Here is a 15,688-nt window from a genome sequence, read left to right on the forward strand (position 1 = left end):
AACTTAGGACCTTGGGTTTTTTGCACTGAAATAAAGTTTTCGATGTCCATAGTATCCATGACCTGACCACCAAAGCGTTCAGAAACAATACCTGTACGGATGCCTTTACGTGCAGCATAGACCGCAGAAGTTGCGCCAGTAGGTCCACCACCAATCACCAAAACATCAAAAGCATCTTTGGCATTGAGTTTTTCAGCATCTTTAGCTGCCGATCCTGTATCTAGTTTGGCAACAATTTCTTCCAAAGTCATACGACCCTGACCGATATGTTCACCATTTTGGAACACCATTGGTACAGCTAAGATTTTGCGTTCTTCAACTTCATCTTGGAAGAATGCACCATCAATCATGGTTGCAGTCGTGCCAGGATTATTAATCGCAATCAGGTTCAATGCCTGAACCACATCTGGACAGTTGTGACAGCTTAAAGAGACAAATACATCAAAGTTTGCAGTCAGATTTAAACTTTTAATTTGTGCCAAAACTTCATCAGAAACTTTAGGTGCATAACCAGACACTTGTAAAAGTGCAAGAATCAATGAAGTGAATTCATGCCCCATTGGTAAGCCAGCGAAGAATACACGTGGTTGTTCACCAACTTTTGCGATCCCAAAGCTTGGTTTACGGTCATTTTGACCATCAAAACGAGCAGTTACTTGATCTGAAAGAGCAGCAACTTCAGTCACAAGTTCTTTGATTTTGTCAGATTTATCAGAATCATTTAAAGAAGCGACAATTTCAATCGGGCTTTCAAGGCGTTCTAAAAGTGTTTTTAATTGAGCAGAAGTATTTGTATCTAACATGCTAACAATCTCCAAGGGAGTAAATTTATTCATTGAGCTTATAGTAAGATAATTTTAAACATAGGTAAAACAGTTTGTTTTTATTTTAGTGATCTATTTTTTCGATTTTATTAAATAATCACTTTGTACATATATTAAAGCATAAATCAAGATGATTTTAATTTAGCTCATCTTAAGTATAATTTTATTTAAGTTGAAAAGTTAATTAAATAAAGGTTTTAGGAGTGCAGAAAAGGCAAAAAATAATCTGAAAATAACAAAAAATATTGCGTTGTATGTATATTAAACTTAAAAATGTGTGATATATTTCACTATAATTTGGGGCGAATATAAAAATTAATAACTTTTTATTAGAGTCGTATCTATGAAAAGTAAATTAATTTAAATCTATTTATAGGTGGGGTTATGTTAGATGTGAATCTATCAAGAAAAATTCCAGATGAGTTTGTAGCATATGGCGAACTAAAAATTAGAAATTTGCTCAACAGCGTTTCTGGTATTGATTTTGTGATGTTATGTTCTTCAGATGGTTTTGAAATTGCATTAGCAAATAAAAAGAATGTCAATAATTCAGGAAAAATTGCGGCTGTAAGCAGCTCAATTCTTGCAATGGTGACAGCCTTTATTTCAGAAATTAACTTAGTGGGATGCCAAACCATTACCCTTGATGCGGAAAATGGTAAGGCATTATTAACGGCGGTGCCTCATCCTCAGTATCCAATGGTTTTAGTGGCTTTAACATCTAAAGATATTTTAATTGGACAAATGCTTTACGAAACGAAGTCAACGGTTGAAAATTTATCTAAATATTCAACTTAATGAAAGACGTACAAAAAAATAAAAATATTTCAAAATAAACTGTATACATACCGTTATATATTGATATATTAGTGCAAAGTTAGGTAGAGATAAAAAGTCGAATATGGGAGTAAATACTTTGAAATTACTTCATATTGATTTTTGAAAAGAACTCGATTTAAACCATCGAGGGGAATATTGTTTTAGTTGTAGTTCATAATATAACTAGAACAGAATAACACGTTAAACAAGAAAACAATGGGGAATCCTATGGCTCGTATTACTTTAGAACCTTTATCAGATATTGATGGTTTTGTTTGTGCTGCATTAGTAGATAGCGAAAGTGGTTTATCACTTGCTACTGCTGGTACAGGTATTGATTTAGAATTAGCTGCTGCTGGTAATACAGAAGTTGTTCGTGCTAAACGTAAAGTTGCAAAAGCATTAAAACTAGATGACCAAATTGAAGATATTCTAATTACTTTAGGTAAACAGTATCATTTAATTCGTCCTTTAGAATCAAATGAAAACTTGTTCCTTTATTTAGTATTAGATCGTGCTAAATCAAACTTAGCAATGGCTCGTCATGAGTTAAAAGGCTTTGAAAAAGAATTAGATTTTTCTTAATTGAAAAATATAAAAAAATCCGCTCTTGAAGCGGATTTTTTTATATTTAAATATTTGTATAAGAGAAAATTTAATTTTATACTCAATTTTTAATTTAAAAGTTTAAATGAATGAAACAAGGTATCTATCGACATTATAAAGGAAAGTTATATCAAGTTTTACATGTGGCACAGCATAGCGAAACCCAAGAAAAACTTGTTGTTTATCAGTGTTTATATGGTGATTTTTCTATATGGGTGAGACCATTTGACATGTTTAATGAATCTATAGAGTTGGAAAATGGCACAGTTCAACCACGTTTTGAGTTTATTAATGAATTAAATTAATTTTAATTGTGCTATATCGTTATTTTATAATGAATTCGAATCGATTTTATAAATACAATAGTGATATAGTCGTACTTGTTCAAAGGGAATAGAATAGATTGTAATTTATTTTAAATGTCATGTGTTTGACGTAAATAAGTGCAATATTAAAACTAAATAGAAAAAATGGATTATTGTGATGAGTATGAGTTTAAACTTTGTTGAAAAAATAAATCATTTATACCAATCTTTTATTAAATATGATGCCACTCAATGTGATCGAATAAAGCGTTATAGAAATATTGAACCCGATTCTGCTCAATATTTAGCAATGCAAATCCGTATTCAACAATCTAAAAAAGTATTAGAAATAGGTACTTCGACGGGTTATTCTACATTGTGGCTTGCTGATGCAGTACAGGTTACAGAAGGCAGGATTACCACATTAGAAATTGATGAAGAGCGTACGATTAAAGCAAAAGCTTATGCTCAAGATTTTAAGTTAGATCATTTAGTTGATTTTTGGGTAGGTGATGCTTTTGATTTTTTAGCGCAAACACAAGAAAAATATGACTTTATTTTACTTGATGCTGAACGTGATCAATATCTTAAATATTGGCCTTATTTAAGTGAAATAATGAATAAGCAAGGTGGTGTATTATTTGTAGATAATGTCATTTCCCATACTGCTGAAGTAAAAACTTTTCTACAAGCAGTTAAAAATGATCAAAGGTTTTTAACTACGACATTATCTTTAGGTGCAGGTTTATTTATGATTACGTTTAAAGATTATATACGATAAAAAATCAGGACTAGCCTGATTTTTTTGATTTAAAGTATAGTAAGCCGAGTAAAATGTAAATCATACTCTAAATATTTTTGTACAAAAGCTGTTTTATCATTACACCGCAATAGGTTATTATAAATAAACTCAGGTACAGGATAATAAAGTTCACCACTGCCATTATTATAAAATATTTTTAAGTATTTTGAAGTTGTATTGTATTTCCATGAGGTTGCAATAATTGTTTTTAACATAAGTAAATACCCCCATAACATTAAAATTAGTGAATAGAAGTAGGATGTTCCTTATTTGAAGTTAAGATAAATATTAAAATAAAAGTATTGTAGAATTGTAATATAAATGATTTATGTTAAATAAGTTTATCTTTAAAAATACTTTACATTTCTTATGAAGAATAAATGTAAAGTATTTTAATAAAATAGAAAATTTTAATTTAATTTCAAGATGATTAGGCACTCATAGCAGCAGTCCATTTTTGATTCATTTTACTCAAATCAAACTCCATCGTACGATACAATTCCTGTAAGTTAAATAGACTACGGTCTTCAGGTAGTTGCACGAGTATAGGTAAACGAGTTAACCAGTTTTTGCCTGTTGGAAAAGCATAATGGCGTTCTTTGTCATTAATGGAAATCAGTGACTCAAATTCTAAATATACGGTAAAAGTCGGATATTTTTTAGGAATACGAACGATTTCTAGATAAGCATTCTGTTTTAAATCAGTTGATTGTTGCTTTAACTCAATCAATTGAGATTGCAGCTTTTCTTGTTTGTTGAGGAGTTTACTAAAAAAAGAGTTTTCTTTTTCTTTCATATCTCGTTGTTTTTCTTTCATTTCTAAATTTAAAACTTTGGATTTATCCAAAGCATCTTTACAAATCACTTTAAGTTCAGTAATTGGTTCAGAAATGAGTTCTAGTGCTTTTAGCCAATCTTCATTTGAAGATACAGTAAAAATATCATATTTACGCTTAGCGATTAGTGTTAAATATGCTGTAAGACGAGCCGCAAAATTATCGGCTTGTTGGTCAAACATAATAGCAGGTTGGCTCTGAAAATCTTTATAATAGCTAATAATGTCAGCAAGTAATTGACGCATACTAATGAATAGATATTCTGCTTCATCATTGTTTTGTAACATGTTTCTGAGTGCATCTTCCATAGGTTCTAAAATATGAATACTTAACAACTGTTCAAAGTCCCATAGACGTTGTTGTACAACTTTTTCAGCAGATAAGCCAGATGAGTCTAGTGATTGAAATAGTAAAGGAAGTAAATGATTAACGCTATATAATTCAAAGCGATCAATGAGGTCTGTAATTTGTTGGCTAATTAATTTTTCAACCGTGATAATACGACTAATATGTTCTGCAAATGCTGTTACAACAGTTTCTTGATTCATCGTTGTGAGATCTAAAGCAGCACCATTAAGATATACATTACTCGAAAAAGTAATTTTTTCTTCAAGTAAAAATCGACGAATAGAAAATGGGTTAATATCTAGATCTCTACTTGGAGCAAGCGCAAAAATATATTTAGATGTTTTTATGACTTCTAGCTGTCTAATTTTTTGTTGTTTTAATAAAAAATCATTAAATAATGCTTGGGATTGACCTTTTAAATGGCGTGGTCGTAAGGTTTTAAACCAAAAACCAAGCAATTGTTGTTTTAAATAAACTTCTAAAATAAAACATTTTACACAGTCTAATGTTAAATTTCGGAAGTTATTGGCAATATTTAAATCATTTTTATGTTTAATAATGGTTGCTGCTGCATAAATAAACTCTTTACGAATAGTTAATTTTAAACGTTGTAATTCAATATTATCTTCAACATCAATTTTATCAATTTGATTTAAAATACTCTCTAAATAATCTGCGACTTCAGTCACATTTTTATATTCTTTTAATTGATTAAGCGACATGACAATTTTTTGAGCAAGTGTTTTCATACCTGCGTGTGGAATTTGTTCAACAATTGAGTTGATATCATCTCTTAAATGATGGGTAAAACGTTGTTGTTCACGATCCCAGCGAATATTTTTAGGTTGTAAAATTTGTTGATAAATATTTTCTTGATCAGTCAGATTGATTTTAGCAAAAATATTTCTAAGATTATCTTCCCAATACATATCAAGTAATGGGTCAATTTGAGTAACAAGTGTGCGTAATTGGAAGGGAATATAATTCTGCATTTTAAACCAACTTTTTTATAAAAATCTATTTGCTTGAAAGATTATTTAATTAATACCAAGTATTTTAGTCAATTATAAATTATACAGTTTGAAAATAGATAGAGGGTTTTTATATAAAAAATAAAAATTTATAATAATAGGTGAATAAATAATCAAAATTAAATTTATCTACATTATTGTTTAATTTTTATTACCATGCTTAATGAGCATTTTTTTAAGCAGTAGTATGCTTTAATTAATTTTTACTGTTCAATAGAACGATGTTTGTTAATATAGAAGCTCCAAAATTTGGGTTGTTTATCATGTTTCGTAAAATTTCAGAATTTTTTCAGGGAAATAAAAACACAGCAGAACAGGCGTTTTTAACAGAACAGAATATTCAAATTGATGAAGAACAAGGGTTTATTGTGGATGGCATTGTTGTGAATGAATTATCTGAGCGATTAGTTTATTTTTCTAATCGTAAACTGCAAAATTTTGATGATTTAAAAAGTTTGTTTTATACAGCAATCCTTATTAATGAAAAGATTGATTTAGAAATTGCTTCTGGACGATATGTCGTTAGATTGGGTAATAATGAGGAAAATTTGAAACAATTGAAGCAAGTGATATATAAGTTAAATGCTTATTATAAAGAGTTTAAAAGAGAAAAATGAACACGAGTATTCAAAATTTTCAATACTATTGTTCTTTAGGTAAATGGTATTCGGCGACCTTGATCACAATAAGAAAAACAAAATCACTCAACTGAATAAAGTCATCATGTTAAACTACCGCTATGTCTTTTTGACCTTATGCAATTATGTTTAAACAAGAAATCTCTGAATTAAATTTAAAACAACTCAAAGCAGGTGAAAAACGTTGGATTGGTTCAATGTTGGGTTCATCTGCTGCATTATTGTTTAAGGAAATAGCAGAGCAGTCCGAGCAATTATTCGTTTTAGTTGCTCGAAATAATCAGCATCTAGGTCAACTTGAAAGTGAACTTGAATTTTATGGCATAAAACCAACGATATTTCCAGACTGGGAAATATTACCCTATGATCGACTTTCGCCTCATCAAGATATTGTTTCTGAACGCTTATCAATTTTATCCAATATGCCGAAGAAAGGGATTTTATTGGTTTCCGCGACAACATTGGCACAGCGGGTTGCACCAACTTCATGGGTATTAGGCGAACACTTTGATATTAAAGTGGGGCAGAAATTTGATTTAGAACAACAAAAAATGCGTTTGATTCAAGCAGGTTATCATTTGGTTGATACTGTATATGATCATGGTGAGTTTGCTGTACGTGGTAGTATTATGGATATCTATGCATCTGGGCAAAATGCACCAATTCGTATAGACCTATTTGATGATGAAATTGATAGTTTAAAATTTTTCGATCCAGAAACACAAAGAACCACGACCAAGTTGGAAAATTTTACTGTTTTACCAGCAAAAGAGTTTCCATTAAAAGAGGCTCGATCAACTTTTCGTGACCGTTATGCTGAAAGCTTTCCCACAGCAAATCCAAAGAAAAACCCAATTTATCAAGATGTTTTAGAGGGAATAGCCTCACCAGGTTTAGATTTTTATTTTCCTCTATTTTTTTCGCAAGAGGCAATGCAAACACAAAGCAGTTTGACCTCTTACTTACCACCTAATGCGATTGTCATTACAGATAAAGCTATTGATGAAGGTCTAACTCATTTCTGGAAAGATGTCATGCGTCGTTATGAAGACCGACGTCATAATGTTGATCAACCTTTATTAGCACCCGAAGAAATTTTTATTCAGCCTAATCAGTTATTTGAATATTTAAATCAATTCCCAAGAATTATTGCTTCTGTGGAAGCCGTCGATACATTGAAATCAGGCTCGATCAATTTAACGGCTGAACCACCTGCAAAACTCCCTGTAGATCCAAAACTAGAACAACCCTTTAAGATTGTTAAAAAATATATTGATGAAGCAAATCATCCTGTTTTATTGGTTGCTGAAAGTGCAGGACGTCGAGAAACACTCAAAGATGCTTTACGTCCGAGTTTAGGTGAAATTCCTGTTGTTGATAATTTTGCTAATTTTCAACAATCTAATTTTTCTGTGGCAATTACTCATGCGCCGCTTGATCGGGGTTTAGTGGTTACAGATCATTTATCGGTGATTTCTGAAAATCAGCTTTATGAACATCGTGTCGTACAACGTCGAAAAAAACGACAGCAAGAAGTTTCTGAAGAATTTCTGATTCGTAGCTTAACTGAGCTAAGTATTGGTGCACCTGTGGTTCATATTGATTATGGCGTGGGGCGTTATGCAGGCTTAGTCACATTAAATATTGATGAACAAGATTATGAGTTTTTACAACTGAACTATGCTGATGATGCCAAAGTTTATGTGCCTGTGACGAATTTACATCTCATTAGCCGTTTTAGTGGTGGAGATCCAGATTTAGCACCCTTACATAAATTAGGTACTGATGCTTGGAATAAGGCTAAGCGCAAAGCTTTAGAGCAAATCCATGATGTTGCAGCCGAACTGTTACACATTCAGGCACGCCGTCAATCTAAACCGGGGATCAGCTTTGAGCTAGAACAAAGTGCTTATATGCAGTTTTCTAGTGGGTTTGCTTATGAGGAAACACTCGATCAAGCAAATGCCATTGAAGCGACTTTGTATGATATGCAGCAAGCTAAACCGATGGATCGTTTGGTTTGTGGTGATGTCGGTTTTGGTAAAACAGAAGTGGCGATGCGTGCTGCTTTTGTTGCGGTACAAAATAATAAACAAGTCGCTGTTTTAGTGCCAACGACATTATTAGCCCAACAACATTATGAGTCTTTTAAAGATCGTTTTGCAGATTGGCCAATTCGGATCGAAGTATTATCACGTTTTGGTACCAGTAAAGCACATACCAAAACCATTGAAGATTTAGCTGATGGCAAAGTTGATATTGTGATCGGAACGCATAAAATTCTGCAAGAAAATGTGCAATTTAAAAACTTAGGTTTAATGATTGTAGATGAGGAACATCGTTTCGGTGTACGTGACAAAGAACGGATCAAAGCGATGCGTGCAGATGTTGATATGTTGACACTGACTGCGACACCAATTCCACGAACTTTAAATATGGCATTTAGTGGAATGCGTGATTTATCCATTATTGCGACACCGCCTGCACGCCGTTTGGCAGTCAAAACTTTTGTCAATGAACAAACTGATGAAACCATGAAAGAGGCAATTTTACGTGAATTGCTTCGTGGTGGTCAGGTGTATATTCTACATAATGAAGTAGATACGATTGAACGTGCAGCAGAAAATATTCGCAATTTAGTTCCAGAAGCACGTGTCGCTGTGGCGCATGGGCAAATGCGAGAACGTGAACTTGAGCAAGTCATGCAGCAGTTTTACCACAAAGAATACAATGTCTTGGTGTGTTCAACGATTATTGAAACTGGAATTGATGTACCTAATGCCAATACTATTATTATTGAACGTGCAGATAAACTCGGTTTAGCACAATTACATCAATTACGTGGTCGAGTTGGTCGTTCGCATCATCAGGCTTATGCCTATTTGATGGTACCTTCTATCAAGGGTTTAAAAGGTGATGCTGAGAAGCGTTTGGATGCGATTTCAAGAGCATCAAACTTAGGTGCGGGATTTATGCTTGCTACTGAAGACTTAGAAATTCGTGGTGCAGGTGAGTTATTGGGTGAACAGCAGAGTGGTTCAATGCAGGCAATTGGGTATAGCTTGTATATGGAAATGCTTGAAAAAGCCACCAAAGCGATTCAACAAGGTAAAACCCCGAATTTTGATGCTCCATTATCATTGACCTCAGAAATTACTTTACACATGCCTGCCTTGATTCCAGATGATTATTTGGGCGATGTACATCAGCGATTATTGTTCTATAAACGCATTAGTAACACAGATACACAGGAAAAATTAGATAACATCAGAATGGAATTGATTGATCGTTTTGGTATACCTCCACAACCCGTCAAGCAATTATTTCATGTTCATCAGATTCGCATTAAAGCTGAACAACTGGGTATTACTAAAATAGATATTGGTGCAAATGGTGGTGCAATTGAATTCTCACCAGATACACCAGTGCAAGCGATGAGCATTATTCAAATGATGCAAAAGCACCCAACATGGTTTCGTATGGAAGGTGGGCAACGCTTGAAAGTGATGGTGATGTTGGAAGAGTATGAAAAACGTATTCAATTTATTCAAGATTTACTCAACCAATTACTTTTAGAGCTGAGATAAAAGACTTTAAAAAAGCTAAAAATTGAAGTGATAAATCATCAAGAAAAGAAATTGAATGCTGTAAAAAATTCAATTTCTCCTCTTGTAAAAAATCTACGACAGTTTAAAGTATAAGTGTGATCAGGTTCAAAGCAATTTTCATTAATTTGTACCGAAACACAAGATAAGCAATATTCACATGAAAACCGATGTGTTAGTATTAAGCATCCTTTTAATTTTGCGTCATTTATAAAGATATGTTTAGTTTGCATCCACAACTTGCTCAAGATACTTTTTTTGTCGGCGATTTCCCGCTTTCAACATGTCGTTTAATGAATGATATGCAATTTCCGTGGTTAATCTTAATTCCACGTGTGCCTGGTATTACTGAGCTTTATGAATTAAGTCAGGCAGATCAAGAACAGTTTTTACGTGAATCAAGTTGGTTATCAAGTCAGCTTGCGCGTGTTTTTCGTGCTGATAAAATGAATGTTGCTGCACTTGGAAATATGGTGCCACAACTCCATTTTCATCATGTTGTACGTTATCAGAATGATGTCGCATGGCCGAAACCAGTATGGGGCACACCTGCTGTACCTTATAGTAATGATGTATTAGCACATATGCGTCAAACTTTAATGTTGGCATTACGTGGTCAAGGTGATATGCCATTTGATTGGCGTATGGACTAATTATTTACGACACACGGATGAGTGAATAATAAATGACATTCGAGGTAATAATTTGCCACTAGATCGTGTGTTGGATAAACAACCTAAGCAATTTGAAATATTTCAGCGTTTTATGGGATATTTAATGGTTGCATTATTGTTGATTATTTATTATTTCACTTCTCCTCATGCACATAATCAAATTTATGTGCCTTTTTTTATTTTATTTATTATTCTCATTAGCCCAAGGTTATCTAGATGGCTTGAATATCAATACGGATCACAAGTCCGAAAAAATATTTATTTTTTAATAGATGTTGTTGTTATTTCAACAGTCTTAGCTGCATTACATTTAAGTTTAGTTATTACATTTATTTTATTATTTATTATTATTTATGTTGCAGTAAATAATAAAATCTCAATGATGCTCAGTTCATTTTCTATACTGATTAGTATTATTGTTTTTTATTTTAATATTATTTTTATTTTTGGTTTTGATGATTACTTTCAACAGACTTCATCTGAATTAACCGTTTTAAGTTTTGTTGGCTTAATTATTTTTATTAATATCTCTAATTATTATCAAATTCGACGCATCAAGCGTGTAGATACACAGCGTCAAAATTATTTTAATGAAATGAATCGTTATATTCAGCTTTCTAATCAACTCAGTCGTTATGCGCCATTACAGCTTTGGCAATCTATTATGCGAGGGGAAACTGAGGCAAAACTAGAATATAAGCGTAAAAAAATTACAGTATTTTTTTCTGATATTCAAGGCTTTACAGAGCTTTCAGAAACTCTAATTCCTGATGATTTGGCTTTTGTGCTCAACGATTATTTGAGTCATATGACCGAAATTGCAAAACAATATGGCGCGACCATTGATAAATTCATGGGTGATGCTATTTTAATTTTCTTTGGTGACCCTGACTCGCAAGGCGTTGAGCAAGATGCTAAAAATTGCTTAGATATGGCGATTGCGATGCGACAACAAATGAAGTTTTTACGTGCGCGTTGGGAAAAAATGGGGTATGCACCGCTACACATTCGTATGGGAATTAGTACAGGATATTGTCACGTTGGAAATTATGGCGCTGTTCATCGTATGGCATACACAATTGTAGGTCGTGATGCAAATTTAGCTGCACGTTTACAAGGTGCTGCTGAAATTGATGAAATTCTTATTTCTGATGATACGTATAAACTAATTAAAAATAACTATTTGTGTGCACCTAAAGAGCCGATGGAATTAAAAGGGATTCAAGACTTAGTTAAAACTTGGCAAGTAATGGAAAAATATTCCAATATTAAAAATGAAAGTCAGCAGTGGTTTGACTATGAATATAAAGGTTTTCATTTGGTTTTAAATATGCAGGAAGTACAAAATTTTGAATATTCAGAATTGGTAGATGTTTTAGAAAAAATGATTGAGCGTATTAAATTACAACAAAAGTTAACCAACTCTTCAGGTGTTGTAAAGTTAAGAGTGGAAGATGAAATTACGAGCACATCTTAAAATATCACTGAGAATGAACTAAAGATTAGATAAAAAAACCACTTCTATGAAAGTGGTTTTTTTATGGAAAATTAAAGATTAATGGTTTTCTGAAGCATGGTTGAGCGTGTATTTTGGAATCTCGATTTCCATATCTTCATCCACAATTTTGACTTGGCAAGACAAACGTGAGTCTGCTTCTAAGCCCCAAGCACGGTCAAGTAAGTCTGCTTCAATATCATCCATTTCATCTAAGTTATCAAAACCTTTACGCACAACGACATGACAAGTTGTGCATGCTTTTGACATATCGCAAGCATGTTCAATTTTAATACCATTATCAAGTAAACTTTGACAAAGATTAGTATTTGCTTCAACTTCAAACTCAGCACCATTTGGGCAAATTGTTGCATGAGGAAGTACTTTAATACGTGGCATAGTCTTGACCTATAAATTAGTTTGAGTTTGACCAGTCATCTAGTTTGGTGCCTTTGAGGGCGTGATCAATGTGTTGATTCATCCGTTCAGCAGCAAAAGCATCACTGTGAGTTTTCAATTGCTCAACAGCATATTCAATTGCTTTAATATCATCTGTTTCAAGTTGAGCTTTGAGATCAAGCGCAGCTTGATTCAATGCATTCAATTGTTCATCAGCTAGAAGTTTAGCATCTACTTTTAAGGCTTGTTCCAATGCTTCTAGTTCACGACGTGCTTCAACTTTAGTTTCATTGAGATGACGCAAGTCTTTATCAATTTCTGCAAATTTATAACCATCAAGTAACAAACGTTCAGTATCGGTTTCAGATAAACCATAAGAAGGTTTGATATCGATTTGAGCATGTACACCTGAAGTGGTTTCTTTAGCAGAGACAGTTAATAAGCCATCAGCATCCACTTGGAACGTCACTTCAATACGTGCTTGACCTGCTGTCATTGGTGGAATACCACGTAAGACAAAGCGACCCAAACTACGGCAATGTTCAACTAAATCGCGTTCACCTTGAACAACATGGATCAACATTGCTGTTTGACCGTCTTGATAAGTGGTAAATTCTTGGCGACGTGCAACAGGAATAGCAGTATTGCGTGAAATTAAGCGTTCAACGAGTCCTCCCATGGTCTCTAAACCTAAAGAGAGTGGAGTAACATCGAGTAATAATGAACCATCTTTAGAGTTGCCAATCAGTTGATTCGCTGTAATTGCAGCGCCAATTGCGACAACTTCATCAGGATTAATCGTGCAAAGAGGCTCTTGATTAAAGACTTCACGAACGGCTTTTTGTACAGCATATGAACGAGTAGAACCACCCACTAAAACGACATTTTGAATGTCATTGAGTTCAAGTTTTGCATCGCGCAATACGCGTTTACATACACTGATGGTTTTGTCTAAAGCGACTTTAATAATTTCTTCAAAATTTGCACGATCTAAGGTAAGCGTCTGATCTAAAAGTTTTAATTCTACAGATTCTTGCTCTGTTAAAGCTTCTTTGGCTTTACGAGCAGCAATAACAAAATGTGCGTACTCAATATCATCTAAGTTGTCGATATTGAGTTGTTTTTTTGCCCATTTTACAATTAAACGATCTAAATCATCACCACCTAAGGCAGTGTGACCACCAGTGGCTAAAACTTCAAACACACCTTGGGCAAAGCGTAAAATTGAAACGTCAAAAGTACCGCCACCCAAGTCATAAATCACGTAATTACGATCTGTTGCAAGATTAGTCTCTTGATCTAAACCATAGGCAACAGCCGCAGCAGTCGGTTCATTGAGTAAACGTAAAACATTTAAACCTGCAAGTTGAGCAGCATCACGCGTTGCTTGGCGTTGTGCTTCATCAAAATAAGCAGGCACAGTAATGACAGCACCATTCACAGGATTTTTTAAACTTTGTTCGGCACGTTCTTTAAGTTGTTGTAAAATTTCTGCTGAGATTTCAACAGGTGTTTTTCGTCCTTGTGCTGTTTCAAAAGCAGGCATTTCATTGATTTCACCCACTAAAGTATAAGGATGTTGAAACTTAATATCTGCTTGTGAGCGTCCCATAAAACGTTTTACAGAAACAATCGTATTTTTAGGATCTTGAGTAATAAAAGGTTTAGCTGCATCACCATATTGAGTGGAATCTTGAGCGTAATGTACTATAGAAGGCAGTAAGACACGTCCTTGCTCATCATTTAATACTTTTGCCTGTCCAGAGAGAACAGTCGCAACTAAAGAATGTGTAGTGCCTAAGTCGATACCGATTGCAATGCGGTGTTCATGTGGCGCACTTGATTGACCAGGTTCAGCAATTTGCAAGAGTGCCATTGATTACATCCTTTCTAAAATACAAAATTAAATTCACAACTAAAAAACTAAAAATCATCATCTAGGTCAAAGTCTTCATCATCAAGAAGCTGATCTTCTGCTTTTTCGATATCATTCATGACTTTTTGAAAGAAGCGTAATTTACGTACAGTATCACGTGCTTCTGACCAATCAGCATCGTCATAATCGATTTTAAACTCACGAACTAAACCATCAATCCATTGTTTTACTTCGGTTTTGAGGGAGTTAAGTTGTTCGTTATTTGTTGCTTCGTCAAGTTGTTCACGAATCTCTAAAGCAGATTGTAAAAACTCAAAATCATTAATAGATTGATCGAGATGATGATCTTGCTTTTTGAGTGATAATAAATAAGCTGCACGACTATCAACATGAGATAAGACTTTATAGGCTTGATTAATGTCACTGGATTTAATCAAAGCTTGATCTTTATCTTCAGCTTTGTCTGGGTGATATTGTTGTTGCAACTTTAAAAATTGAGATTTTAAACTTGCTTGATCAATATCGAGTGCTTCTGGGAGATTAAACAGCTCAAAATGACTCATGGGAGATACTCGTCCACGATGTTTTGCAAGAAAACGATGTTGTTAATTTGATGAAGATAAATACGATTAAAACAGTGTAAAACACTGTTTTAATATGTAAAAGTTGAAAATGGCTTAAACTGTGAAAGACTCACCACAACCACATTCACCTTTTTTATTTGGATTATTAAACTCAAAGCCTTCATTTAGACCATTTTTTACATAGTCCATTTCCATGCCATCAAGATAAACCAAACTTTTTGGATCTACAAAAACTTTCACACCAAATTGTTCAAACATTTGGTCGTGTGTATCCATATCATCTACAAATTCAAGTACATAAGCTAAGCCTGAACAGCCTGAAGTTTTCACGCCAAGACGAATACCTTCACCCTTACCGCGATTGGTTAGATAATTGCGAATATGGGTTGCTGCATTTTCAGTTAAATTGATCATGAAAACTCCGTTATGAAATGATCTGTAAAATAAACCAACAGATATTAGGCTTTAGCTTTTTTGCTACGGTAATCTTCAACAGCAGCTTTAATTGCATCTTCTGCAAGTACAGAGCAGTGTACTTTTACAGGAGGAAGTGCAAGTTCAGTTGCAATATCAATATTTTTGATTGCTTGAGCTTCGTCTAAAGTTTTACCTTTGAGCCATTCAGTTACCAATGAACTTGAAGCAATTGCAGAACCACAACCATAAGTTTTAAAACGTGCTTCTTCAATTACACCATTGTCATCCACTTGGATTTGAAGGCGCATAACGTCACCACAAGCAGGTGCACCGACCATACCTGTACCAACATTTTCAGCATTTTTATCTAAAACACCTACATTACGAGGGTTTTCGTAATGATCAATTACTTTTTCACTATAAGCCATG

Annotated in this window: 16 protein-coding genes; 8 read left to right on the forward strand and 8 right to left on the reverse strand. The window is 33.8% G+C overall.

Features of this window, described 5'->3' with window-relative positions; genetic code table 11:
- Positions 1-803, reverse strand: an 803-nt coding sequence (locus HX124_RS13675) for a thioredoxin family protein (protein WP_286383525.1), incomplete at its 3' end; no start/stop codon positions are given.
- Between the two features lie 405 nt (positions 804-1,208).
- On the opposite strand from HX124_RS13675, the gene HX124_RS13680 reads away from it, so the two are divergent.
- The 4 genes from HX124_RS13680 (at position 1,209) to HX124_RS13695 (ending at position 3,335) form a co-directional block, all read left to right on the forward strand.
- On the forward strand, positions 1,209-1,622 hold the full coding sequence (locus HX124_RS13680) for a roadblock/LC7 domain-containing protein (RefSeq protein ID WP_107009287.1): 414 nt from the start codon (positions 1,209-1,211) through the stop codon (positions 1,620-1,622).
- A gap of 249 nt (positions 1,623-1,871) precedes the next feature.
- On the forward strand, positions 1,872-2,228 hold the full coding sequence (locus HX124_RS13685; protein WP_107009288.1) for a roadblock/LC7 domain-containing protein: 357 nt from the start codon (positions 1,872-1,874) through the stop codon (positions 2,226-2,228).
- A 110-nt stretch (positions 2,229-2,338) separates the two neighbouring features.
- A complete protein-coding gene (locus HX124_RS13690; RefSeq protein ID WP_286383526.1) occupies positions 2,339-2,554 on the forward strand; it encodes a DUF1653 domain-containing protein in 216 nt (71 codons plus the stop codon).
- Positions 2,555-2,732: 178 nt separating this feature from the next.
- Complete coding sequence (locus tag HX124_RS13695; protein ID WP_107009290.1) at positions 2,733-3,335, forward strand: O-methyltransferase; 603 nt, start codon at positions 2,733-2,735, stop codon at positions 3,333-3,335.
- 29 nt (positions 3,336-3,364) lie between these two features.
- Here the strand turns inward: HX124_RS13695 and HX124_RS13700 are convergent, their stop codons facing one another.
- Positions 3,365-3,571 carry a KTSC domain-containing protein gene (locus HX124_RS13700; protein ID WP_286383527.1) on the reverse strand — a complete coding sequence of 69 codons (207 nt, stop codon included), beginning with the start codon at positions 3,569-3,571 and terminating at the stop codon, positions 3,365-3,367.
- Between the two features lie 215 nt (positions 3,572-3,786).
- Positions 3,787-5,532 (reverse strand): hypothetical protein, encoded by a 1,746-nt coding sequence (locus tag HX124_RS13705; RefSeq protein WP_286383528.1) that lies wholly within the window; start codon positions 5,530-5,532, stop codon positions 3,787-3,789.
- A 302-nt stretch (positions 5,533-5,834) separates the two neighbouring features.
- On the opposite strand from HX124_RS13705, the gene HX124_RS13710 reads away from it, so the two are divergent.
- The 4 genes from HX124_RS13710 to HX124_RS13725 all read left to right on the forward strand — a co-directional run bounded on the left by HX124_RS13710 (position 5,835) and on the right by HX124_RS13725 (position 11,965).
- On the forward strand, positions 5,835-6,188 hold the full coding sequence (locus HX124_RS13710) for a hypothetical protein (RefSeq protein WP_107008772.1): 354 nt from the start codon (positions 5,835-5,837) through the stop codon (positions 6,186-6,188).
- Between the two features lie 146 nt (positions 6,189-6,334).
- On the forward strand, positions 6,335-9,796 hold the full coding sequence (gene mfd, locus HX124_RS13715) for a transcription-repair coupling factor (protein ID WP_286383529.1): 3,462 nt from the start codon (positions 6,335-6,337) through the stop codon (positions 9,794-9,796).
- Positions 9,797-10,032: 236 nt separating this feature from the next.
- Complete coding sequence (locus HX124_RS13720; protein WP_004989091.1) at positions 10,033-10,467, forward strand: HIT domain-containing protein; 435 nt, start codon at positions 10,033-10,035, stop codon at positions 10,465-10,467.
- Positions 10,468-10,519: 52 nt separating this feature from the next.
- Positions 10,520-11,965 carry an adenylate/guanylate cyclase domain-containing protein gene (locus HX124_RS13725; RefSeq protein WP_286383531.1) on the forward strand — a complete coding sequence of 482 codons (1,446 nt, stop codon included), beginning with the start codon at positions 10,520-10,522 and terminating at the stop codon, positions 11,963-11,965.
- Between the two features lie 78 nt (positions 11,966-12,043).
- Here HX124_RS13725 and fdx read toward each other — a convergent pair whose 3' ends face one another.
- The 5 genes from fdx to iscU all read right to left on the reverse strand — a co-directional run bounded on the left by fdx (position 12,044) and on the right by iscU (position 15,687).
- Entirely contained in the window at positions 12,044-12,382 is a 339-nt protein-coding gene (gene fdx / locus HX124_RS13730; RefSeq protein ID WP_107008768.1) for an ISC system 2Fe-2S type ferredoxin, read from the reverse strand.
- A 16-nt stretch (positions 12,383-12,398) separates the two neighbouring features.
- Entirely contained in the window at positions 12,399-14,258 is a 1,860-nt protein-coding gene (gene hscA, locus HX124_RS13735) for a Fe-S protein assembly chaperone HscA (protein ID WP_107008767.1), read from the reverse strand.
- A gap of 47 nt (positions 14,259-14,305) precedes the next feature.
- On the reverse strand, positions 14,306-14,821 hold the full coding sequence (gene hscB / locus HX124_RS13740) for a Fe-S protein assembly co-chaperone HscB (protein WP_107008766.1): 516 nt from the start codon (positions 14,819-14,821) through the stop codon (positions 14,306-14,308).
- Between the two features lie 114 nt (positions 14,822-14,935).
- Positions 14,936-15,256 (reverse strand): iron-sulfur cluster assembly protein IscA, encoded by a 321-nt coding sequence (iscA, locus tag HX124_RS13745; protein ID WP_107008765.1) that lies wholly within the window; start codon positions 15,254-15,256, stop codon positions 14,936-14,938.
- A gap of 44 nt (positions 15,257-15,300) precedes the next feature.
- Complete coding sequence (iscU, locus tag HX124_RS13750) at positions 15,301-15,687, reverse strand: Fe-S cluster assembly scaffold IscU (protein WP_107008764.1); 387 nt, start codon at positions 15,685-15,687, stop codon at positions 15,301-15,303.
- Between the last annotated feature and the right edge of the window lies 1 nt (position 15,688).

The sequence above is a fragment of the Acinetobacter sp. 226-1 genome, assembly GCF_030329325.1.
Classification (GTDB): domain Bacteria; phylum Pseudomonadota; class Gammaproteobacteria; order Pseudomonadales; family Moraxellaceae; genus Acinetobacter; species Acinetobacter sichuanensis.